The 19,939-nt window shown below is 45.3% G+C and carries 20 protein-coding genes and 1 tRNA gene; 8 read left to right on the forward strand and 13 right to left on the reverse strand.

Annotated elements, in window-relative coordinates:
• Positions 1–135 precede the first annotated feature (135 nt).
• The 6 genes from flgE to NL645_RS11675 all read right to left on the reverse strand — a co-directional run bounded on the left by flgE (position 136) and on the right by NL645_RS11675 (position 5,095).
• Entirely contained in the window at positions 136–1,449 is a 1,314-nt protein-coding gene (gene flgE / locus NL645_RS11650) for a flagellar hook protein FlgE (protein ID WP_005393123.1), read from the reverse strand.
• Between the two features lie 30 nt (positions 1,450–1,479).
• Entirely contained in the window at positions 1,480–2,190 is a 711-nt protein-coding gene (gene flgD, locus NL645_RS11655; protein WP_253651738.1) for a flagellar hook assembly protein FlgD, read from the reverse strand.
• Positions 2,191–2,207: 17 nt separating this feature from the next.
• Positions 2,208–2,621 (reverse strand): flagellar basal body rod protein FlgC, encoded by a 414-nt coding sequence (flgC, locus tag NL645_RS11660; protein ID WP_005393132.1) that lies wholly within the window; start codon positions 2,619–2,621, stop codon positions 2,208–2,210.
• Positions 2,622–2,626: 5 nt separating this feature from the next.
• Positions 2,627–3,022 (reverse strand): flagellar basal body rod protein FlgB, encoded by a 396-nt coding sequence (gene flgB, locus NL645_RS11665; protein ID WP_005382026.1) that lies wholly within the window; start codon positions 3,020–3,022, stop codon positions 2,627–2,629.
• A 307-nt stretch (positions 3,023–3,329) separates the two neighbouring features.
• Positions 3,330–4,157: a protein-glutamate O-methyltransferase gene (locus NL645_RS11670; protein WP_005393137.1), complete on the reverse strand. Its 828-nt coding sequence runs from the start codon at positions 4,155–4,157 to the stop codon at positions 3,330–3,332.
• A gap of 11 nt (positions 4,158–4,168) precedes the next feature.
• Positions 4,169–5,095, reverse strand: a complete 927-nt coding sequence (locus NL645_RS11675; RefSeq protein WP_005382022.1) for a chemotaxis protein CheV — start codon at positions 5,093–5,095, stop codon at positions 4,169–4,171.
• A 76-nt stretch (positions 5,096–5,171) separates the two neighbouring features.
• Between NL645_RS11675 and flgA the strand changes: the two genes are divergently transcribed.
• The 3 genes from flgA to NL645_RS11690 all read left to right on the forward strand — a co-directional run bounded on the left by flgA (position 5,172) and on the right by NL645_RS11690 (position 6,802).
• The gene (gene flgA, locus NL645_RS11680) at positions 5,172–5,918 is read left to right on the forward strand and encodes a flagellar basal body P-ring formation chaperone FlgA (protein ID WP_253651739.1); all 747 of its coding nucleotides are present in this window, start codon (positions 5,172–5,174) and stop codon (positions 5,916–5,918) included.
• A 116-nt stretch (positions 5,919–6,034) separates the two neighbouring features.
• Positions 6,035–6,349 (forward strand): flagellar biosynthesis anti-sigma factor FlgM, encoded by a 315-nt coding sequence (flgM, locus tag NL645_RS11685; RefSeq protein ID WP_005382018.1) that lies wholly within the window; start codon positions 6,035–6,037, stop codon positions 6,347–6,349.
• A gap of 27 nt (positions 6,350–6,376) precedes the next feature.
• Entirely contained in the window at positions 6,377–6,802 is a 426-nt protein-coding gene (locus NL645_RS11690; protein WP_046874280.1) for a flagella synthesis protein FlgN, read from the forward strand.
• A 112-nt stretch (positions 6,803–6,914) separates the two neighbouring features.
• Here NL645_RS11690 and flgP read toward each other — a convergent pair whose 3' ends face one another.
• Together flgP and NL645_RS11700 are read right to left on the reverse strand one after the other, a co-directional pair.
• The gene (flgP, locus tag NL645_RS11695; RefSeq protein ID WP_005393144.1) at positions 6,915–7,346 is read right to left on the reverse strand and encodes a flagellar assembly lipoprotein FlgP; all 432 of its coding nucleotides are present in this window, start codon (positions 7,344–7,346) and stop codon (positions 6,915–6,917) included.
• 9 nt (positions 7,347–7,355) lie between these two features.
• Positions 7,356–7,994, reverse strand: coding sequence for a FlgO family outer membrane protein (locus tag NL645_RS11700; protein ID WP_005382013.1), 639 nt, complete (start codon positions 7,992–7,994; stop codon positions 7,356–7,358).
• 170 nt (positions 7,995–8,164) lie between these two features.
• Between NL645_RS11700 and NL645_RS11705 the strand changes: the two genes are divergently transcribed.
• The 3 genes from NL645_RS11705 to NL645_RS11715 all read left to right on the forward strand — a co-directional run bounded on the left by NL645_RS11705 (position 8,165) and on the right by NL645_RS11715 (position 10,336).
• The gene (locus tag NL645_RS11705; protein ID WP_048626114.1) at positions 8,165–9,298 is read left to right on the forward strand and encodes a flagellar assembly protein FlgT; all 1,134 of its coding nucleotides are present in this window, start codon (positions 8,165–8,167) and stop codon (positions 9,296–9,298) included.
• 177 nt (positions 9,299–9,475) lie between these two features.
• Positions 9,476–9,552 (forward strand) — tRNA-Arg (locus NL645_RS11710).
• Positions 9,553–9,829: 277 nt separating this feature from the next.
• The gene (locus tag NL645_RS11715; RefSeq protein ID WP_031780328.1) at positions 9,830–10,336 is read left to right on the forward strand and encodes a hypothetical protein; all 507 of its coding nucleotides are present in this window, start codon (positions 9,830–9,832) and stop codon (positions 10,334–10,336) included.
• A 113-nt stretch (positions 10,337–10,449) separates the two neighbouring features.
• On the opposite strand, the gene NL645_RS11720 is transcribed toward NL645_RS11715, so the two are convergent.
• From NL645_RS11720 to chiP, 4 genes are all read right to left on the reverse strand, one after another.
• Complete coding sequence (locus tag NL645_RS11720) at positions 10,450–11,412, reverse strand: OmpA family protein (protein ID WP_006743033.1); 963 nt, start codon at positions 11,410–11,412, stop codon at positions 10,450–10,452.
• 639 nt (positions 11,413–12,051) lie between these two features.
• Positions 12,052–13,479 (reverse strand): glutamate--tRNA ligase, encoded by a 1,428-nt coding sequence (gene gltX / locus NL645_RS11725; RefSeq protein ID WP_046874282.1) that lies wholly within the window; start codon positions 13,477–13,479, stop codon positions 12,052–12,054.
• Between the two features lie 178 nt (positions 13,480–13,657).
• Complete coding sequence (locus tag NL645_RS11730; protein WP_048626113.1) at positions 13,658–14,251, reverse strand: DUF2057 domain-containing protein; 594 nt, start codon at positions 14,249–14,251, stop codon at positions 13,658–13,660.
• Positions 14,252–14,376: 125 nt separating this feature from the next.
• Positions 14,377–15,501, reverse strand: a complete 1,125-nt coding sequence (chiP, locus tag NL645_RS11735) for a chitoporin (RefSeq protein WP_253651740.1) — start codon at positions 15,499–15,501, stop codon at positions 14,377–14,379.
• Positions 15,502–15,980: 479 nt separating this feature from the next.
• On the opposite strand from chiP, the gene NL645_RS11740 reads away from it, so the two are divergent.
• Together NL645_RS11740 and NL645_RS11745 are read left to right on the forward strand one after the other, a co-directional pair.
• Positions 15,981–18,710 carry a heavy metal translocating P-type ATPase gene (locus NL645_RS11740; protein WP_253651741.1) on the forward strand — a complete coding sequence of 910 codons (2,730 nt, stop codon included), beginning with the start codon at positions 15,981–15,983 and terminating at the stop codon, positions 18,708–18,710.
• A 21-nt stretch (positions 18,711–18,731) separates the two neighbouring features.
• Entirely contained in the window at positions 18,732–19,181 is a 450-nt protein-coding gene (locus NL645_RS11745) for a DUF411 domain-containing protein (RefSeq protein ID WP_012842060.1), read from the forward strand.
• A gap of 55 nt (positions 19,182–19,236) precedes the next feature.
• Here NL645_RS11745 and NL645_RS11750 read toward each other — a convergent pair whose 3' ends face one another.
• Positions 19,237–19,929, reverse strand: a complete 693-nt coding sequence (locus NL645_RS11750) for an oligogalacturonate-specific porin KdgM family protein (RefSeq protein ID WP_005382004.1) — start codon at positions 19,927–19,929, stop codon at positions 19,237–19,239.
• Positions 19,930–19,939: the final 10 nt, after the last annotated feature.

Below are 19,939 nucleotides of genomic sequence, written 5' to 3' on the forward strand. Positions count from 1 at the left end.
ATGGCGGCAACGGCGGCAAATCAGAGATCAAAGCATGCTTAACCTGAACTGAGGTATTTTCAGGCTAAGCATCAGATGAATGTCATGATGTTATCAAGCCAAGTGGCGAAAGCTCGCCTAACTTGATGATGCAGATTATCGGATCTGCAGGATATTTTGTTGTAGCTGGTTGTGCACTTCTAGCGAACGTGAGTTTGCTTGGAAGTTACGCTGAGCAGAAATCAGGTCCACCAGCTCCTGCGTCATATCAATGTTTGACTGTTCCAGCATACCGTTGTTGATGGTGCCGAAAGAGCCTTTGTTAGATTCACCCCAAATCTTGTCACCAGAGAACTGAGTTGAATCCCATTGCGTACCGCCCTTCTTATCCAGACCTTGCTCGTTTGGAACACGTACTAGCGCGACACGACCCAATGTGACGTTTTCACCGTTTGAGTAAGTCCCCATTACGCTGCCGTTTTCATCGAAGTCAACCTTGGTTAGGAAGCCCGTTGTTGCACCGTCTTCATCGAACTTAGTCAGTTCGAACGGAGCAGCAAACTGTGTTGCCGAGCCTAAACCGAAGTTAAGCGTCTGCGCAGGATCGGCACCATTCATATCGACTGGTGTCGTGTTCGTCGCCGGATCGCCCAGTGCCACAGACGTAATTGGCTGACCATTGTTCAAGCTCGCCAACGTACCATCGTTGTTGAACTTCATGGTATGCCCCACATGGCCTGTTGGCGTTTGTGCATCACCTGCCGCAACGTTTAAAGGCTTTTCACCTTCTTTATCTGTCACGGTGTAGTAAGTGTTCCACGTGTTTGGCTGAGTCTGATCTTTCAAGTAGTACGTCGTTAGCTTGTAAGACTGACCCATCGAGTCATAAATAGTCGAAGAGGTTGAACGGTTGTATGTATCTGGGTCTGAAAAATCAAACTGAGTTGGATCTTTCAAATCGCCGTTAGCTGGCAAGTTCACGCCCACTTCAATGTTTGCTGTTTGCTTTGGCTTACCAAATTCAGCAGGAATATTGATAGGTTGTGGCTCGTATGAAGAAACCTCACCAGAGCTTGGATCCACTTGGTAACCTAATAAGAACTCATCGTTCGCGGTCACCATGTAGTTTTCTTTATTTAAATGGAATGCACCATTACGTGTCAGTTCATTCTGTTGTGGAGTCAGACGCTCCTTCGCCACGGCGAAGAAACCTGTACCCGAAACACGCAGATCCATTGGGTTGTTGGTGTAAATGCTTGAGCCTTCATGGAACTGCTGCGCCACTTGGCTTGCTTGCGCACCACCACCCGGTGTGGTTTTTGCGTTAGTAAATAAAGAGTTAGAGTAAACATCAGCAAACTCAGCACGGGACTCTTTAAAGCCGTACGTGTTGGCGTTCGCAATGTTGTTACTGGTGGTGTTCAAATCCAGTTGGGCGGCGGACAAACCGCTTAAAGATACATATGACATTCCAAAATCTCCTAATCTAGCGAGCTATGACTACGCTTTGCCAACTTCCAATACTTCTGCAAGTCGAACTGGCGATTCAAAACCAGCCAGATTGAGTAATACGTTTCCGTCACCTTTGCCGAGCAATACGCTGTTTACGTTGGCGTATGTCGATACTGGGAACTCTTGCGACTCCCCTTCAACTAAGCCAGACACTTTCACTTTGTATTTGCCAGCAGGCAGTGGATTTCCGCTTTCATCTTTACCGTCCCAAAGCACACGCGTGTCGCCGGCTGGTTTCGCTCCTACCTCAAAAGTACGAACCAGTTGGCCAGCTTCATCCTCTACACGAACAAACAGATTATCGATAGATTGTGAAAGCTTAACCATTGCCGCCATTGGCGCGTCGTCCTGCTTCACACCTGCCGCTCCTGGGACCAATACGTCACGTCCTACCAAAGAGGAAGCTTGTAACGCTTGGTTTGATGTCATTGACGAATTCAAACTCTCAAACTGAGTGTTCATCTTGCCAATGCCATCAACGGTCGCAAATGAAGCCATTTGCGCAATCATCTGGTCATTACTTACCGGCTTAAAAGGGTCCTGTTGAGACAATTGCTTCGTGAGCAATGATAAGAAGTCTTCCTGCTTTAGGTCCTGCTTACCCGTGCTCTCTTCCGTCTTCTTGTTACTCTCTTGTAGACTTTTAAGCTGGTCGATATAGGACAAGCCGCTTTGACCAACGTTGTTAATTCCGGCCATACGCTACCTCCTTATCCTTATTGACCCATCTGCAGCGTACGCAGCAGCATTTGTTTACTAGAATCAGCTACTTGCACATTGGTTTGGTATGCGCGAGAAGCTGAAATCATGTTCGCCATTTCTTCCATTACATTCACGTTCGGCTTGTAGATGTAGCCTTCTTCGTTTGCAAGGGGATGGTCTGGGTTGTACTCCGCACTCAGCGGTTTATCGCTTTCTACAATGCCCATCACTTTCACTGGCACCGTATCACCGCCACGCATGGCGTTACTTAACTCAGCTCCAAACACAGCATGGCGCGCTTTATAAGTGTCTTTCGCAGAGCTGCTGACACTGTCGGCGTTCGCCAAGTTGCTTGAGGTAGTGTTCAGACGAACGGATTCAGCGCTCATTGCGGAACCTGTCACATTGAAAACGTTAAATAAGCTCATCTAAATTATTCCCCTTTGATTGCTTTGGTTAAGTTCTTGAATTTGCTGCCTAGAAAGTCGAGTGATGCTTGGTGTCTGATTTGGTTTTGCATAAACAAGTTACGCTCTAAATCCAAATCAACCGTGTTGCCATCACCCGTATCAGGTTGCGTAGGAAGACGATATAGCTTGTCCCCGACCAACGTTGTAGTGGCAGGAATATGCCGACCATCCGTACGACTAAGACCAATGCTTGCCCCAGATGTTGCCGCTTGCAATTCCTTCGCAAAGTCTAAACCTCTTGCTTTGTAACCAGGCGTGTTGGCTTGTGCAATGTTGGTGGAAATCACCTCAGCATTGCGCTCACGTACGCCCACCGTGTGCTGGTGGATGCCTAGTGCATTGTCAAAAGATATAGCCATGTTTGCCTCTACAATTAAGAACTGACCGTGATTGATAACCAAAAAGCAATTAGCATGCCAAAAACATAAAGCGCTCTATCTACTTAATAGCTATCACCCATTGGAATAGCAATAAGTGAGCCAAAGTGACTGGAATGTCATGTCGTTTCACTTTGTTCACTTAATAAAGATACACCGTGATGAGGGAACAAGGCAAAATCGCGCTTCAATTTAGCAAGTGAAAACGTGGAAACACTCGAAGGCAGGAAACCAGCAAACAAAAAAAGCCTGACACGAGGTCAGGCTTTTTATCAATGAAGAGATACCGCTATTTAAGCTTGTAAATGATACCCGGATTACAGCGCACCATTTCAAATTTATCAGTCAGACCAGTTAGCGACTCTGATGCCCCTAACAGCAGATAACCACCTGGGTTTAAGCTGCTCGCCATTTGGTTAAGCACTTTTGATTTCATTTCCGGTGAGAAGTAAATCAGCACGTTGCGACAAAAAATAATGTCGAACTTACCCATCAGTGCATAACTGTCCATCAAGTTTTGTGGACGAAAGTTCACCAAACGTTTGACGTTGTCTTTGACTTTCATACGGCCACCGTCCGCATCCTCAAAGAAGGTGCGGCGACGTTCTGGTGAAAGTCCGCGCCCTAGAGCCAAATTGTCATACACACCTGCACGACACATTTCGAGCATACTTGCTGAAATGTCTGTTGCTGTAATAGACACGTTTGGTAACAAACCCGGCTTGCGCTGTTGCGTTTCCAGAATCGTCATTGCAATAGAATACGGCTCTTGGCCCGATGAACTGGCTGCAGACCAGATCTTGATTGGGCGCTTGCTTGCCGCTACTTCTGGCAATAATTTGTCAGCTAAAACTGTGAACGGATAAGTATCTCGAAACCACAAGGTTTCATTAGTCGTCATCGCGTCCACAGCGGCCACTCGTAATTCACGATTGCGCCCTGTAACAACATCACGTAGCAAATCTGATAACGATGCGAGCTTAAACTTCGTCACTAAAGGACTCAGTCGGCTACGCACAAGGTATTGCTTGCTATCACCTAACACGATGCCACATTGCGATTCTAGAAAACGGCTAAAGTCACGATACTCTTGATCACTGATTGTAATAGCAGTCATTAATGTCTCTTTTATTGTGTTAATGCAGATTTAACCGCGTTACCCAATTCATCTGGGTTAAATTTCGCAATGAAGGTATTGGCACCTACACGCTCAACCATAGCCTGGTTGAATACACCACTTAATGAAGAATGGAGGATAACATAAAGGTCTTTCAAATCGGCATGTCTGCGAATTTCAGCCGTTAAGGTATAGCCGTCCATTTCTGGCATTTCAATATCGGAAATAACCAACGAAATTTGATCGTAGATATTGCCTTCTTGAGCCATTTCAATCAACTTATTGTACGCTTCTTTGCCATCTTTGACAGATACGACCTCGAAACCGATTGATGTAATCGCACGCTCTACCTGTTTACGCGCGACAGTCGAGTCATCGGCAATCAATATACGTCGTACAATAGGCTTTTCTTGTTCTGCTTGCGCGATTTCTTCACCGATAGCGGAATCCATCGTTTCATCAACCGGCGCAATCTCCGCCAGGATTTTTTCAACGTCAAGGATTTCAACCAGCTCGTTGTCGATGTTCGTCACTGCGGTCAAGTAGTGCGCTTTACCCGCACCGTCTGGCGGCGGCAAAATCGCTTCCCAATGCATATTGATAATACGCTCAACCGATGATACCAAAAATGCTTGGATCGTACGGTTAAATTCTGCGATAACAACAAAACATTTATCCAGATCAGTGGTTGGGCGGCCACCAATTGCCAGGCTCAAATCAATAACGGACACGGTATGGCCGCGGATATGAGCGATACCTTTTACCAGCGGGTGTAGATTTGGCATTGAAGTCAGCTTAGGGCACTGCAGTACTTCTTTCACTTTGAATACGTTAATGCCGTAGCGCTGTCGGCCCATCAGTCGAAAGGTCAATAATTCCAATCGGTTCTGACCGACGAGTTGCGTACGCTGATTCACCGAGTCAAGAATCCCCGTCATATGCTCATCTCCATCTCAAACTTTTTGTTTTTAAATGATACTCTACCACTGGCAAGCACGATACCAGGGAGACAGTATGGCGTATTTCACTTTCACTTCGACACCATTGACTATGACAATATGTAGAGCGCTAATTACAAAGTACGCTAAGTCTATCGGCATTTTGCTCAGTATGTTTAGCTTTTTTGTTCATTCAGCTTCAGATAATCAGATCGAGCAAATAAAAACGGCAGCAGAACAACATATTCTTGCTACAGTTGATCAGCCTGATGGTGGCGAGCTATCTGTTAATGCGGCAGATATCGACTCGAGAATAAAAGCAACGGATTGCCCATTGCCCCTGGATACGTCAGCTTCTTCCACCAGCAGTACTCGAAGCAACATCAATGTTCTAGTGGAATGTCCACCGGATGACTGGAAAGTCTATGTGCCTGTACGGATCTCGGTATCGGTACCAATGATCGTCGCAACACGAACACTAGGGAGAGGAGAAATCGTCAGCGCGTCGGATGTCACCACTTCCATGATCGAGCTTCAGCGCTTTCGCAAAGATGGCTTTTCTAACTACGATCAAGTGGTTGGCGCAAAGCTAAAACGCAACGTTCGCTTAGGTGATGTTGTTGAGCGTAATGATGTCTGTGTCGTTTGCCGGAATGAAAAGGTCACAATTAAAGCGGTGAATTCTGGCATGACAATCACCACGCAAGGCACAGCATTGCAAGATGGTGCGGCAGGCGATCAAGTAAGAGTGAAAAATGATAAGTCACAGCGTATAATAGAAGGCATAGTGACTGGCATTGCGGAAATCACTGTTAATTTTTAACACCCACTGGTAGCGTGTTTAAACTGATCAATAAAAATGCAAAAAATGACTAAAGTTATTTTTGCACTGGTCGATAGTCTGGATACCAGTATTACGATACAAGGCAAAGGTTAAACATGGCAGGTATAGATAATATACGTTCAGGGCAAATGATGACGACGACAAGTCGTGCACCTGCGCGTAACGATTCCAATGCTACCAGCACGACTGAATCGAAAAAAGCACCCGCACAACAAGACGCTGTATCACTCAGCCAGCAAAGCAAAGCCGTTAGCAAACTCCAAAAAGATATGGCAGCTTCTCCGGCCTATGACAGTGCCAAAGTGGCGGCAATCAAAGAAGCAATCACAAACGGTTCATACAAAGTCGATCCTGAAAAATTGGCCGACAACATGATTAAGTTTGAAAACGAATTGCAAGGCAAAAGCTAACTGACTTAGGCCGAAGGTAAGTATTTTATGGCAGCATTAGTCGATCTCGTCAATTTCCAACTAGAAAATGCTAAGGCACTTTCTGCTGTTTTGCGTCAAGAAACACAAGCGATAACTGCGCGTGTCTCTACCGAGATTGAGAGTATAGCCAAACAGAAGATGACACTCATTGATCAGCTTAGAACAACTGATCAGCGAATCGCCTCTCACCCGCACGTCAATCAACTTACTGAAGATGAGCACCTAAGTCAGGTTGTTGCTCAAATCCAATCGATCGTCCTCGACTGTCAACAAGTCAACAAAGTAAATGGTGAATCGCTTAGTCGCGCACAGCTGAGTTTCAATAAACTCAATAACATGCTTCAGCGAACTCATGGCAAAGTGGGCATGACCTACAATGCCGGTGGCAAAACCCATACTATTTCGACACTTGGCACCAATATAAAAGCCTAAACGTCACTCCTGCCCCACCATCTCTAGAATGTAGATATAAAAAAGCGACTCATTGTTGCCAATCAGCCGCGGGAAAGATTATCTGGTCTTCTGAAGTAATGCGCTTAGTGCATTAGAACAAGGTTTGTTGACGCTTCTCAGGCACCTGTTGAACTTCTCCGTAATCACGTAGCTTATCCATCTTACGAATATCAAGACGCAACTCTGTAACGTAACTGTCCTCAACAAGATAACTACGCACAACTTCTGCACCACGAATTACACCATCGACCGCACCAGTGGTACTTTCAATACCCAAACGCTGGTCTTGCAGTTCGGCACGTCCACTAACACGCATACCATACACTTGTTCTGCTAGTTCACGGTACGCATCAATTTTTGATGCGCGCATCGCTCGTACACGCTTCTCTTCAACAGTACGACCTGTTTGCTCACTGACACTCGCATAACCCACTGCCACTAAGATTTCATCTTGACGCATCTGTTGTAGTGGCTGACACCCCACTAATATCAGTGTGGCAATAATAAATAATAACTTCTTCATGCTTCTATCCTATGGACGCAGAATCACAGTGTACGGCTGACGAATGGTTGGGTCTGAGCGAATCAACACGCCATCTTGCGTACGGATACTGTTTAACGTATCTAAGTCACGACCAATACGGTCAGCCGGAAGGAAACCCTGCGCCGTTGCTACAACCACACGGCTCTGCATACCGACCACACGTGCATTGACCAGCACCCCGCCCTCTTGGCGCAGCATCGTGCCGGTCAGTACATACTGAATTTGTTGCTCTTGCGCCAGATCTTGCCAATCACGGCTTAAAGCAAAATCGCCCTGCTGCGTCACTTGGATAGAGCCCGTAGTTTTGAAATCAACCACTTTGAACCCTCGGCGCTGGAACTGATGGATAAAACCTTCCGAGACCGAGTTACCTAACCAGTTTGTTGCATCCATATTTTGTAGATCTACAAACGAGGTAATCGCAATCGGTGTCCGCGCAGATACCGCCACATTAGAAACCATCAGGTCTTCGGTCATGCTTTCAATGAAAAAGTCCATCGTATGACGTGGACTATCCATAAGCATGAACTGGCTTCCCGAGTACGGTTCTTTACCATTGTAAATCGGTGAGTACGCGCACGATGTCAGAAGCGTCATCATCGATGCGGCGACAAGCCACTTTTTCATGGTTTGATTCTCCAGATAATCTGAGGTGATACCGTTCTTGATTAATTCCTTTCTAAGAAAGTGAATATTGGAACAGTCTTTGCTTTTTCTTTGTTTGCCTAACGAAGAAAAATCCACCAAACTTCACTGAAGTTGTTAAAGCAATATTTATACCCGAACGGTTGTAATCAATGAAAAAAATATTAAACAGTCTGTTTTCAATCACTTTAGTGATGCTTGTGCCTTTTAAAGTAATGGCATCTTGGTATGAAGTAACAGGCGTTGCCACTATCGTTTCTTCAGAAGAGACGGCAAGGCTCCATGCGTTGGAAGACGCGCTGTTCAAAGCCGTCAATTTTTCGGGCGCAGATATTGGCAGTATTAGCAATTTGATGCCGCTACTAGAAGAAAGCCGTAACGAGTACCAGTTTACCAACCATGAAGTCCGTTACATTTTGGTCGAGTCTGAGCGTAAACGTCGAGGTAAAGTCGAGGTAAAAATTCGCGTCGATATTTATCCATCGGCAACGGGTTGCCACACCGATCAATACAAAAAGACGATCCTTGTCGGCAATATTGAGGTTGCCTCACCACAACAAGCGGTGATGGGACAGATTTACCAAGTGGGTGACGATTTTAGCCGCGTGGTGAATCGCCAGCTGGATCAAACCTCTCGCAGCTTTGTATCTGTGGGTACAACGGACTATTCAATTAGCAGTAACTATCCCGCTCGTACTCAAATGATTGCACAAGACAACGGCGCACAATACATCATTGGGGGAGTCATTACCGATCTCACTGCAACGGTCGAATCTCAACTACTGCAAGATGACATCATCAATCGTCAGTTTGCGTTAGAGATGAAAGTATTTGATGGTAAAACTGGCCATGAAGTCTTCAACAAAGCCTACCGTGAAGTGGCGCGTTGGCCATTTGCCAAAACGAGCCAAGTGGATACTCGCAGTGCGCGCTTTTGGGCGTCGACCTATGGCGAGATGATGCTACGCGTTAGTCGCAATATAATGCTGGATCTAGAGTCAGAGCTGTCTTGCAAAATTACGCTGCCAGAGGTCGTTGCTGTCTTCGGCAATACAGTAACGATGGATCTCGGCCGTATGCATGGCGTAAAAGAGGGAGACAAATTGCAGCTTTGGCACACCGCATCATTTATCGACCAAAACGGATTACCAAGAAATAAAGTATCGCAAAGTGAAATTACATTGACGGTATCTCGTATATACGAACACGAAGCCGAGCTGACGATTGATCAGCCAAATTTAGCCTCTAGTGTTCAAATTGGCGACGTAATGAACAAGATCCTATAAAAGCAAACATTAAGTCTTGAGATATGCTCACTTTTGAATATCATAGGCAGCGCATCTTATTTGATTATACCAATGACCGTAGTGAGTCGTTCAAAGTGATACTGATAAAGACCTAAACAAAGTTGCTAGGTTTGCATTCAGTAAAACGGTTCAATGAACTGCAACTATTGGTATTACGCCCCCATGGCACAGCTGGATAGCGCAGTCCCCTCCTAAGGGACAGGTCGTAGGTTCGAATCCTACTGGGGGCGCCATATCATAGCCTTAGCTCCCACTTGAGCTAAGGCTTTTTTGTATCCACTATTTCGAGCTTCACAGAGCGTTTCCAAGTAACGTGTGAAACAATTTCTTCAGTAATCAATATGATCGTCTCACTCCTTTACTCGACGAGATAAAACCTTTTACTGTTCCGACCTCTTCCCCTTGAAATCATTTCAACAAGCCCTATTTACAGTTTTGTATTTTATTACTTTAATTATCTATGAGTTTTGCTTACCCTTTTGGCTATTAATAAAATTATTAGTTAGCACTATGTCTAAGAGCAATTTAATAACTAACACTGGACACCGCTTTATTTCTAAAGGCAAGACTGCCTTTAAGATTCATATCCATACCCCCGAGGACACGGTATTGCACCGCTCGGTTGGGTTTGTTCGTATTGGAGAAAAGAAAGGCTTACAAAAAGCCATTAAGCTGAGAAACGAATTAGGCCGGCAAATGTGGGGCAAATTTTGGCGACGTCTTTTGAAGGATCCTTATCTCATGACCAGACTCCCACACAGCGTTGAGCCAAAAATTGTTCACAAGCCTAACCCCACTCTTGAAAACCCAGATAACCGAGATACGTGTTACATCGCTAAGTGGCGAGAGTTCAATGACGACGGTGACTACAAATACAAAACGGTGGTTCGCTCTATTAGTAAATACGGCAAGCTTGCCGCCTACATGCAAACCAAAAAAGCGTTGCTAGAAGCACATAAAGACAACTTGGAAATCCTAACGTTCATGGGGCGCTTAAACAGCATTGACCTCAAGTGATGTTTACCGTTTTTAACTTTTCAGTCCGTTTCAAATAGAAATGAAAAAGCCCCAAAGAGCGAACTCTTTGGGGCTTTCAGCTTTAGTCTTCTATACTACGGTCGGATAGAAGCTTATTGCTGAACTTGGTATTCAAATTCTGGAACAACGATTTCTACGCGACGGTTTTGCTGACGACCTTCACGAGTGTCGTTTGAAGCGATTGGATTGTTTTCACCTTCGCCACGCGCTTGAATACGTGATGAATCAATGCCTTTTTCAACAAGTGCGTTAGCTACAGATTCCGCGCGTTTCTCAGAAACTTTTAGGTTGTAAGCTGCTGGGCCAGAAGTATCTGTGTAACCTACAACTTCAACGTTCGCTTGTGGGTGCTCGTTTAGGAAAGCAACTAGGTTATCAAGTTTTGCAGCGCTCTCTGGTTTTAGAGTTGTGCTGTTTAGATCAAAGCTACCAGTGCCGATTGTTTGAGTTTCGAATGTTTTCGTTACAACTACTGGCTCTTCTACGACTTCTTCTACAACCACTTCTTCAACAACAACTGGCTCTTCTACGATTACTGGCTCATCGTTGCCACCGAATTTGAAAGAAACACCCAGTGTTGCTGTGTTACCTGTCGCACGAGTTACATCGTTGCTGATATCAGTCAGAGTTTGGTATTCCGCACGAGCAGTTACGTTTTGGCTTAGGTTGAACTCAAGGCCAGCTGCGCCTAGGTAAGAGTAATCATCTTTGCCATCAAACATTACGTAAGCGCCACCCACTTTACCGTAAAGTGCGATGTCTTCAGTGATTGGTAGGCTGAATTTAGGTGCAAGAGTGATTGCTTCTACATGGCCACCGAAAGAAGTTTGGTTAAAATCACCGATGTTGTCGAAACCTGCTTCTACTGCGAAGTATTTATTCATTTCGTAACCAACAAAAGCGCCAAGAGTAGAGTCGTCTTTGTCACAAGCCTGGCCCGCTACACACGCGTCTTCCATCCATGACTTACCCATCTTACCACCAACGTATACTTCTGCTTGTGCTGCTGAAGCCATAAGTAGAGACGCTGAAATTACCGCTGCTAATTTTTTCATTATTGATTCCTCTAAAGAAGTTCTTTTGTTAGATGCCGAAATGCGCCGTCTGACTGACGTTGTATTTCAATTCTTTTTATTCATTCCTTGAGTGAGATACTTAGTCAGCTTCTTTTTATGCACATGCATTTTTTTTATGGAAGCTACTTACGTACATTTCCTGTTCAGTGATACATATCGCCATCTCGGTATCACTGACGGGGTGAACTATAACGCTAAGAAATCGCGAGAAAAATCCCAATTCTGTCAATTTATTGTCATCAAAAATCTCAACAACATGTGATCTTAAGCAAAAAATCCCCACACAATCACGACGCAAACGTTTGCTTTATTTTCTGGAACACTACAACTTAAGCAAAGTTTTTTCTTAAAAATGAGACAACAAAAATGGAACTTTAAGGAGGGTGGATAAAAATTAATCAGATATTTGATATATAATCGCTCGTTTTTTATTCATGCCAACGATGTTTGGATTAAAAAATCTTATCCATACCTAGGTGAATTACGGTCCTAAATACCACATCCTTCACCGACATATGAGAAGATTTCTCATTATCTAGGATTCAGATACAAAAAAGCCGCGGGTGTTTACCGCGGCTTTGTGACTATTTATTCAAAAGAACGTTTAGTTCAAAGCAATTATGCGTTTGCTTCACGCTCAGCAATGAACTCAAGCGCCATCTTAATACGAGCAACACAACGCTCTTTGCCAACCAGTTCCATTACTGCATCTACAGAAGGAGACTGACCGCCGCCTGTTACAGCAACACGTAATGGCATACCGATTTTGCCCATGCCGATTTCTAGCTCTTCACAGACTGCAGCGATAACGCCATCTTTGATGTTTGCTGTTGTCCACTCGGTCAGTGCTTCAGCTTTCGCTAGAGCAAGCTCTAGAGGCTCTTTAGCCACACCGCGTAGGTGTTTCTTCGCTGCGCCCGCTTCAAACTCAGAAAAATCTTCGTAGAAGTAACGGATTTGCTCAGCTAGCTCAACCAGCGTGTTGCAACGCTCACCCACTAGCTTGATCACGTCAGTGATAGCAGGACCATTCGTTACGTCTAGTTTTTGTTGATCTAGGTGCCATTGTAGGTGCTCTGCAACGTACGCAGGATCTGAATTTTTGATGTAATGGTTGTTCAACCATTGCAGTTTGTCCGTGTTGAAGGCAGACGCTGACTTAGATACTGCATTTAGGCTGAATAGATTGATCATCTCTTCTTGAGAGAAGATTTCTTGGTCGCCATGAGACCAACCTAGACGCACTAAGTAGTTATTTAGTGCCGCAGGCAAGTAACCCATATCGCGGTATTGCATGACTGATACTGCACCATGACGCTTAGACAGTTTCGCACCGTCATCACCTAAGATCATTGCACAGTGCGCAAACGTTGGTACTGGCGCACCTAGTGCTTCGTAGATGTTGATTTGACGAGGCGTGTTGTTGATGTGGTCTTCGCCACGAACAACGTGAGTGATACCCATGTCCCAGTCATCCACTACTACACAGAAGTTGTAAGTAGGTGAACCGTCAGTACGACGAATGATTAGGTCATCCATTTGATCGTTGCGGATTTCAATGCGACCACGGATTTGATCATCAAATACTACGCTGCCTTCTTTCGGGTTACGGAAACGGATAACACATGGATCGCCATCTTTTGCCGCTTCGTTTGCTGCTTTGATTTTTGGATGGTTCGCATCGTAGCGAGGCATTTCTTTATTTGCTTCTTGCTCTGCACGGATTTCATCTAGCAGCTCTTTAGACGCGTAACATTTGTAAGCTTTGTCTTCAGCAAGAAGCTTATCAACCATTTCGTTGTAACGGTCAAAACGTTGAGTTTGGTAGTAAGGACCTTCATCCCACTCCAAGCCTAGCCATTCCATGCCTTCAAGAATTGCATCAACTGCTTCCTGAGAGTTACGCTCAAGGTCTGTATCTTCGATACGTAGAACGAATTCACCACCTTGGTTTTTAGCGTATAGCCAAGAGTAAAGTGCAGTACGCGCACCACCAACGTGTAGATAGCCAGTTGGGCTAGGAGCAAAACGAGTTTTAACCGTCATTTGAGTTCCTTAGGGGTAATGAGCAACGAGAGATCTCTCGTTGTAATGTCAAGGATAAAAGTGGCGACATTTTACCACCGTAAGTCAATTCTACAATCGGTTTGACACCAGAAATACAAACAGGGCAGCACCAATAAAGGTACTGCCCTCCTATTTACTGTTAAAGTGCAGAACGAAATTACTTCAGGTTACGCATCGCCCATTGCATAAATTCTTGCTGCTCTTCACGGCTTAACTCATTAAACGATGCTTTGATTGTTTTGGTTTCCGCCGGAGAAGACGCAATGCTTGCCTTGGTCGATTCTTTGTTCATTGCATTGTTATAGTCAGCCACTTCTCGCTCGTAATCACGAAAACCTTGCAAGCCACCTTTACGAAGTTGAACCATAGAGAATTCCACTTCTTTTCCGTGTTTGTCTTTCAATACCACTTTGGGATCGAGTTCGAAAGCTTTCGCTTCTTCGATGGTACGGAACGCTTTGTAAGTCAGCGATAGTTCGGCGTCTTTTTCTGCTTCAAACTCTAATACCAGTGGCTGCGAATCGAACTTACGGCGCTTGCCATCTTCAAAAACAATTTGTCCAACCGTCACCGCCAACTGATTTTCCCCGTCCTTCAGCTCGATGCTGTTATTTTTGGAAATCCACTCAGGGTACACGAACTCACCGTTGAGAACGCGAGGAACCAGTTCTGCTTGCAGAGTCAGTTGAGCAGCAAAAGCAGGCGCAGAAAGCATTGCGCAAAGTCCGAGAAGTGTCGTTGTTTTTTTCATCGTGGTTTCTCACTTTATACCAATTTAGATAAGCCTCTGAAACTTACAGGCCAGTCATTCCAAAGGCTTATTTGAATCAGTATCAAGACAAAAAGGGCGTTTCCGCCCTTTTAGCTGCTTCTTTATTAGAAGTAGTATTCAACACCTACAGAGTATTCGTTGTAGTCACCGTTAGTACCTGATGTCCAGCGAGCCGCATCATCTAGACCATCTAGACCTTCGTTGAAATCGTTCATACGTGCACGAGCGTATAGCACTGCAGATGGGTCAACAAAGTACATGATCTGTGCTGAAACAACATCATCAGATGTGTTAGATAGTGTCTTACCGTCACGTTCTAGATCAAAGTTCGCTGCGTAAGCCAGTTTGTATTGCCAATCACCTGTGGTGTACATGATAGCGGCAGACATTGCGTCTTGCTTCTCACTCACGCCGTTGCTTGCGTCAGCTTCCATGTATTTGTATTGCGCGAAGAAAGAAATACCGTTATCAAACCAGCCTTGAGCACCCACCAAGTATGTGTTGTTTTCCCACGTTTGGCCTTCCATCTTAATGTTACGGTTACCCTCGTATGCGGCATCTAACTGAATTGGACCAATTTTGTAGTGCGCCGCGATACCACCCCAGTAGTCATCACCTTCACCCAGACCTGCTTTGTCACCTGCACCAGCCGCAATATCTAGAGAGAATTTGTCCGCATACATTGGCGAGTCCCAACGAATGGTGTTTGATTGACGGTCTTGATACTTAGCACCACCGATTGCACCACCCCAGTCGTAAACGTCACCGAGACCTGGGTTAGATGCAGGCCAGTCAACCAATTCGTACATCGGTGTTAATACACGACCTAAACGAACTTGACCCCAAGATGCACTTTCAAAACCGACGAATGTGTCACGTTCACCAAGACCTGCACCCTCGCCGCCAAAGCTAGGGTCAACGTAACCACCTTCGATTTGCCAAATAAAAGTAGGACCGAAGTTAGCAAATTGTTTTTTACCACGGAAACCGATGCGAGATTCGTTGTTTAGCTGCATGCCACCTAGATCATCGTCCGTTGCTTTGTTGCCAGAATCGTAATCGCGGTACGCGGCCTGCATCGCGATGATCCCGTAAACTTCATAAGAGAATGAATCTTTGGTTAGGAACTCTTTTGCTGCGTCACTGTTTGCACCATCAGCAAATGCAGCACCACTGAACATCATGCCTGTGATTGCCGTAGCAAGTAGGCTTTTCTTTAGGTAAGACATTTTTAACCCCTATATTTTTTAGTTTTTTCCATTTTCAAATTCGCTAACTAGGACATGGCAGGAACTTGAAACAATGTTTGGACGGGGCAAATATGACAAACTTTTTTCGCACTAAAAAACTTTCCCTACAGCAATCTGAGCGACTTCAAAATGAGAAGATCAAAAATAATATAATCAATTAAAAATCAAAAACTTAAATTTAAATATAAAAAATCAAAAACGTTAAAAGCACTTTTTGACACTGAACTGACATTGAGAGCATCTCAAAAGCGTGAGCGACTTCATTCATCTTTTAGGTGTTTTAACGGAACTTTATATTCAGAGAGAAAAAACCTTGAGATCACTCGCAAGTAAAATGGCGGTGAACTTGTGTGATTCAAGCGATTTTGACGAAATTGTTGTGAGCAAAAAATGGGTATTGACCTTACCCTTGCAGGAAGGTTTAAGCTCAATGTATCACTATTATTGAGGTGCAGATTATGTATCAGTTTGTTATACCTTTATCAGGGCTCAACTGCATGGGCTGTGCGAGAAAAGTTGAGAAGGCTTTACATGCGAATCACGATGTAGAGATCCTCACTTTGTCCCCAACGCAAGTCGAGGTCAAAACCGAGTCCTCTATCAAAGAGCTTGTCTCATCAATTGAATCTCTTGGTTACCAAGCAGGAAATCAGTACGAGTTAAACCTTTCAGGCTTAAGCTGTGGCGGCTGCGTGAAAAAACTCTCGTCTTTATTAAACTCTCATCAAGACGTTATTTCTTTCGAGGCTTCAACAACGCACTTAGAGATTCGTACCCTACTCTCCGAGCAACAAGTCATTGAGCTAGTTGCCAGCTTGGGCTATACGGCCAACAATAGCGCTGTTACTGATAACTCAGTTGCTGAAGAGCACAAGGCAATCACTCCCGATCAACGCCAAAGCCAGACATATCAAAGCGAAAAAGGCGACCAAGCAGCGCCTGACGAGCAACCAGCAGGCACGGCTCAACTACAGATGTTGATTCAAGGTATGACCTGTGCAAGCTGTGTCGCATCAGTAGAAAAAGCTCTTACTAATGTACAAGGGGTTGAAAAAGCTCAGGTAAACCTCGCAGAACAAAGCGCACTGGTGTTTGTGACTGAAGACTCAGATTCGTTACATCAATCTATTTTGCAATCTGTCAAACAAGCGGGTTACCAAGGCGAGGTTTTACAAGACGCCGCGACACAGCAAGAAAAGCAAGCGCAGCAACAACGTCAACAGCAAAAACGCTTTAAGTTGGATGCAATTGCCGGCCTTGTTGTGGGTGCCCCTTTGATGATTTGGGGTGTTGCTGGTGGCAACATGATGATTCGCAACACCAATGACCAATTGGTTTGGGGCGCGATCGGTATTGCGTGTTTGCTGCTGCTTGCCACTGCCGGAAAACAGTTCTTTAGTAACGCTTGGTTAGCGGCCACTCACAAGCGCGCCACGATGGATACCTTAGTTGCGCTCGGTACTGGCGCAGCGTGGTTCTATTCTATGCTTGTGGTGATTCTCCCAGATTGGTTCCCAATGGCATCTCGTCATGTTTACTTCGAAGCCAGCGCGATGATCATTGGTTTGATTTCACTTGGTCACTATATAGAAGCCAAAGCGAAAGCAAACACAACTCGCTCGCTTCAGGCTTTGGTGAACTTACAGCCTCAACAAGCGACCGTCATCACTGAGAAAGGTGATAAACAAATCGCGGTAGAAGAAATCACTTTAGGAATGAAGTTACGTATCAAGCCGGGAGAGAAAGTGCCCGTCGACGGTACGGTAATCAATGGTGAATCGTATATCGATGAGTCCATGCTAACTGGTGAGCCCGTTCCTGTATTAAAAGCACAAGAGGCACATGTATCCGCAGGGACATTGAATACCGACGGCTCTCTCACTATAGAGGCTACCGGAATCGGCGCAAATACGATGCTCGCACGTATTATTCGTATGGTGCGCAGCGCTCAGAGCAGTAAGCCTGCCATCGCGAAATTGGCAGACCAGATTTCATCGGTGTTTGTCCCTGTCGTTGTAGGCATAGCAATACTGGCCGCGCTTGTTTGGTTTGCCGTTGGCCCAGAGCCAAAAGCGAGCTATATGCTGGTGGTCACCACAACCGTACTTATCATCGCCTGCCCTTGTGCTCTAGGCTTAGCAACCCCACTTTCTGTTACGGTGGGAGTGGGTAAAGCCGCAGAACTCGGCATTTTGATCAAAGATGCTGATGCCCTGCAGCTAGCGAGTAAAATAGATACGGTTGTGTTCGATAAAACAGGCACGCTTACCCAAGGTAAACCGAGTGTGCAGCAAGTGTTTACTCACACCACCAGCCAAGAAGAGCTGTTGGGGTTAGCGTACGCCGCCGAGCGTCAGTCAGAGCACCCACTAGCAAAAGCGGTATGCGACTTTGCTAATCAGCACGACACACAAGAAGTGACTCTCGATAAATTTGAAAACGTTCGCGGACGCGGCATTTTGGCAACGTATCAAGGTAAACCGCTGCTTATTGGCTCGCTTCAATTTATGCAAGCGGAAAACGTTGCAACAGAGGCTCTTCAGGATGCAATTGACGAATGCGCTCAGAATGCATGGACTCCGGTTGCCGTTGCGCTCGATGGTGAGTTAGTCGGCCTGATCGCCATTGCTGACCCAATCAAATCGGATGCAAAACACGCTCTCTCTGCATTAAAATCGCAAGGCATCAAAACGGTAATGCTGACGGGTGACAACCAACACGTAGCCAACGCTATCGGTCAAGAACTTGGTATTGATGAAGTAATCGCTCAAGTAATGCCAGATGAGAAAGCTCAGCACATTGAGCAACTTCAATCCCAAGGCCATGTCGTGGCAATGGTGGGGGATGGCATCAACGACGCCCCTGCTCTCGCGTTAGCCAACCTTGGTATTGCAATGGGTAGCGGCAGTGATGTCGCCATTGAAAGTTCGCAAATGACCATCCTGAACACGTCACCAATGGCGGTGGTACATGCGATTGAACTGTCGCGCGCTACACTTAAAAACATGAAGCAAAACCTATTTGGTGCCTTCGTTTATAACTCACTGGGGATCCCTGTTGCCGCAGGCGTACTTTATCCTGCATTTGGATTTTTGCTCAGCCCAGTTGTCGCAGGTGCGGCAATGGCGCTGTCATCTATTACTGTCGTTAGTAATGCAAATCGACTACGACTTTTTTCAGTAAAATAACCACTTATATTTGAGGCTATTATGAAGTTGAAATTATTGACCTTTGCAATGCTTGCGACCGCATCCGCCAACGTATTGGCAGCTGATGTCATTAACCACAAATCGCCATACTGCGGCTGCTGTGGTGAATGGACAAAACACATGGAAGAGAACGGATTTACGGTCGAAGAGAAATTGCACGATGACATGAACGCCATAAAACGCGATCTAGGCATCAAGAACGAACAGCTTTACTCTTGCCACACAGCAGAAATCAACGGCTATGTGTTCGAAGGTCACATTCCAGCCGAAGACATTAAAGCATTCTTAGAAAATCCACCACGTAACGCAAAAGGGCTCTCGGTACCGGGCATGCCAATGGGTTCCCCTGGTATGGAGTATGGCGATAAAAAAGACAGCTACACTGTTTACGCCTTTAACGAAAAAGGCCAAGTGTTCGAATATAGCCACCACGAAGGCAACGACAAATAACAAGAAAGCCCAGCAAATCAATTGCTGGGCTTTTTCTTAATGGACAAATATAAGATTAGAAGCCGTAAGAGGCACCAAATACAAACGCATTGTTAACTAGGCTATCACCACTTGCGTTTTCTGCACCGTGTGCTTGGCTACGGAACTCAAAGTAAGGCTGAACACCTTTACGTGTCCACGTTGCGCGAAGCTCGTGGTCCATCGTTTCCGCTTCAATCATGTAGACGTTGTTGTAGCTTAGCGTCACATCTTCATTCATCACGTAACCAATACGGTTATCCATACGGTAATCTGTATCCGCATCTGCGTCTGTCGCATCAATATGCGCACGAGTACGGTTACTTAGCGAGATACCGTTATCGAAGTTGTAACCGATCTTAACCAATGGACGGTACTGTACGTTCTCGCCAGCAGAGAACAAGTGTTGGTAACCCGCTGCAACCCATAAATGATCGGTAATGTTAAATGACTGCTCACCACCCACAGTGATCGCTGGTGTTGTGTTACCCGCGCCACCGTTTTCTGTTTCCAGTTTACCCAGCTGAATACCATCAAACTCGGTGTAAACCGTAAAGCCACCAAATTGGTTATCAAAAGTATGACCAGCTTCCAGTGTAGACGTAACGTCCGAACCATGGATTCGACCATCATCGTGGAATTGAACGTTACCTGTTACGTAAGAAGAACCAGCAAAAGCGCTAGAAGCGAAAGCGAGAGAAAGAGCACTCAGTGCAAAAATGTTTTTCATAATTACTGCC

The organism is Vibrio sp. Y51_MX_L26, from assembly GCF_024181935.1.
Taxonomy (GTDB): domain Bacteria; phylum Pseudomonadota; class Gammaproteobacteria; order Enterobacterales; family Vibrionaceae; genus Vibrio; species Vibrio diabolicus.

Excerpts from the sequence above, each read along its gene's own strand:
- gltX (WP_046874282.1), bottom strand. The coding sequence starts at position 13,479 with ATGACGGTTAAAACTCGTTTTGCTCCTAGCCCAACTGGCTATCTACAC.
- NL645_RS11690 (WP_046874280.1), top strand. The coding sequence starts at position 6,377 with ATGGCAGCATTAGTCGATCTCGTCAATTTCCAACTAGAAAATGCTAAG.
- flgB (WP_005382026.1), bottom strand. The coding sequence starts at position 3,022 with ATGGCTATATCTTTTGACAATGCACTAGGCATCCACCAGCACACGGTG.
- NL645_RS11675 (WP_005382022.1), bottom strand. The coding sequence starts at position 5,095 with ATGACGGGGATTCTTGACTCGGTGAATCAGCGTACGCAACTCGTCGGT.
- flgD (WP_253651738.1), bottom strand. The coding sequence starts at position 2,190 with ATGGCCGGAATTAACAACGTTGGTCAAAGCGGCTTGTCCTATATCGAC.
- NL645_RS11750 (WP_005382004.1), bottom strand. The coding sequence starts at position 19,929 with ATGAAAAACATTTTTGCACTGAGTGCTCTTTCTCTCGCTTTCGCTTCT.
- flgC (WP_005393132.1), bottom strand. The coding sequence starts at position 2,621 with ATGAGCTTATTTAACGTTTTCAATGTGACAGGTTCCGCAATGAGCGCT.
- NL645_RS11730 (WP_048626113.1), bottom strand. The coding sequence starts at position 14,251 with ATGAAAAAAACAACGACACTTCTCGGACTTTGCGCAATGCTTTCTGCG.
- NL645_RS11720 (WP_006743033.1), bottom strand. The coding sequence starts at position 11,412 with ATGAAAAAATTAGCAGCGGTAATTTCAGCGTCTCTACTTATGGCTTCA.
- NL645_RS11745 (WP_012842060.1), top strand. The coding sequence starts at position 18,732 with ATGAAGTTGAAATTATTGACCTTTGCAATGCTTGCGACCGCATCCGCC.
- chiP (WP_253651740.1), bottom strand. The coding sequence starts at position 15,501 with ATGTCTTACCTAAAGAAAAGCCTACTTGCTACGGCAATCACAGGCATG.
- NL645_RS11715 (WP_031780328.1), top strand. The coding sequence starts at position 9,830 with ATGTCTAAGAGCAATTTAATAACTAACACTGGACACCGCTTTATTTCT.
- NL645_RS11700 (WP_005382013.1), bottom strand. The coding sequence starts at position 7,994 with ATGAAAAAGTGGCTTGTCGCCGCATCGATGATGACGCTTCTGACATCG.
- NL645_RS11705 (WP_048626114.1), top strand. The coding sequence starts at position 8,165 with ATGAAAAAAATATTAAACAGTCTGTTTTCAATCACTTTAGTGATGCTT.
- NL645_RS11670 (WP_005393137.1), bottom strand. The coding sequence starts at position 4,157 with ATGACTGCTATTACAATCAGTGATCAAGAGTATCGTGACTTTAGCCGT.
- flgE (WP_005393123.1), bottom strand. The coding sequence starts at position 1,449 with ATGTCATATGTATCTTTAAGCGGTTTGTCCGCCGCCCAACTGGATTTG.
- NL645_RS11740 (WP_253651741.1), top strand. The coding sequence starts at position 15,981 with ATGTATCAGTTTGTTATACCTTTATCAGGGCTCAACTGCATGGGCTGT.
- flgP (WP_005393144.1), bottom strand. The coding sequence starts at position 7,346 with ATGAAGAAGTTATTATTTATTATTGCCACACTGATATTAGTGGGGTGT.
- flgM (WP_005382018.1), top strand. The coding sequence starts at position 6,035 with ATGGCAGGTATAGATAATATACGTTCAGGGCAAATGATGACGACGACA.
- flgA (WP_253651739.1), top strand. The coding sequence starts at position 5,172 with ATGGCGTATTTCACTTTCACTTCGACACCATTGACTATGACAATATGT.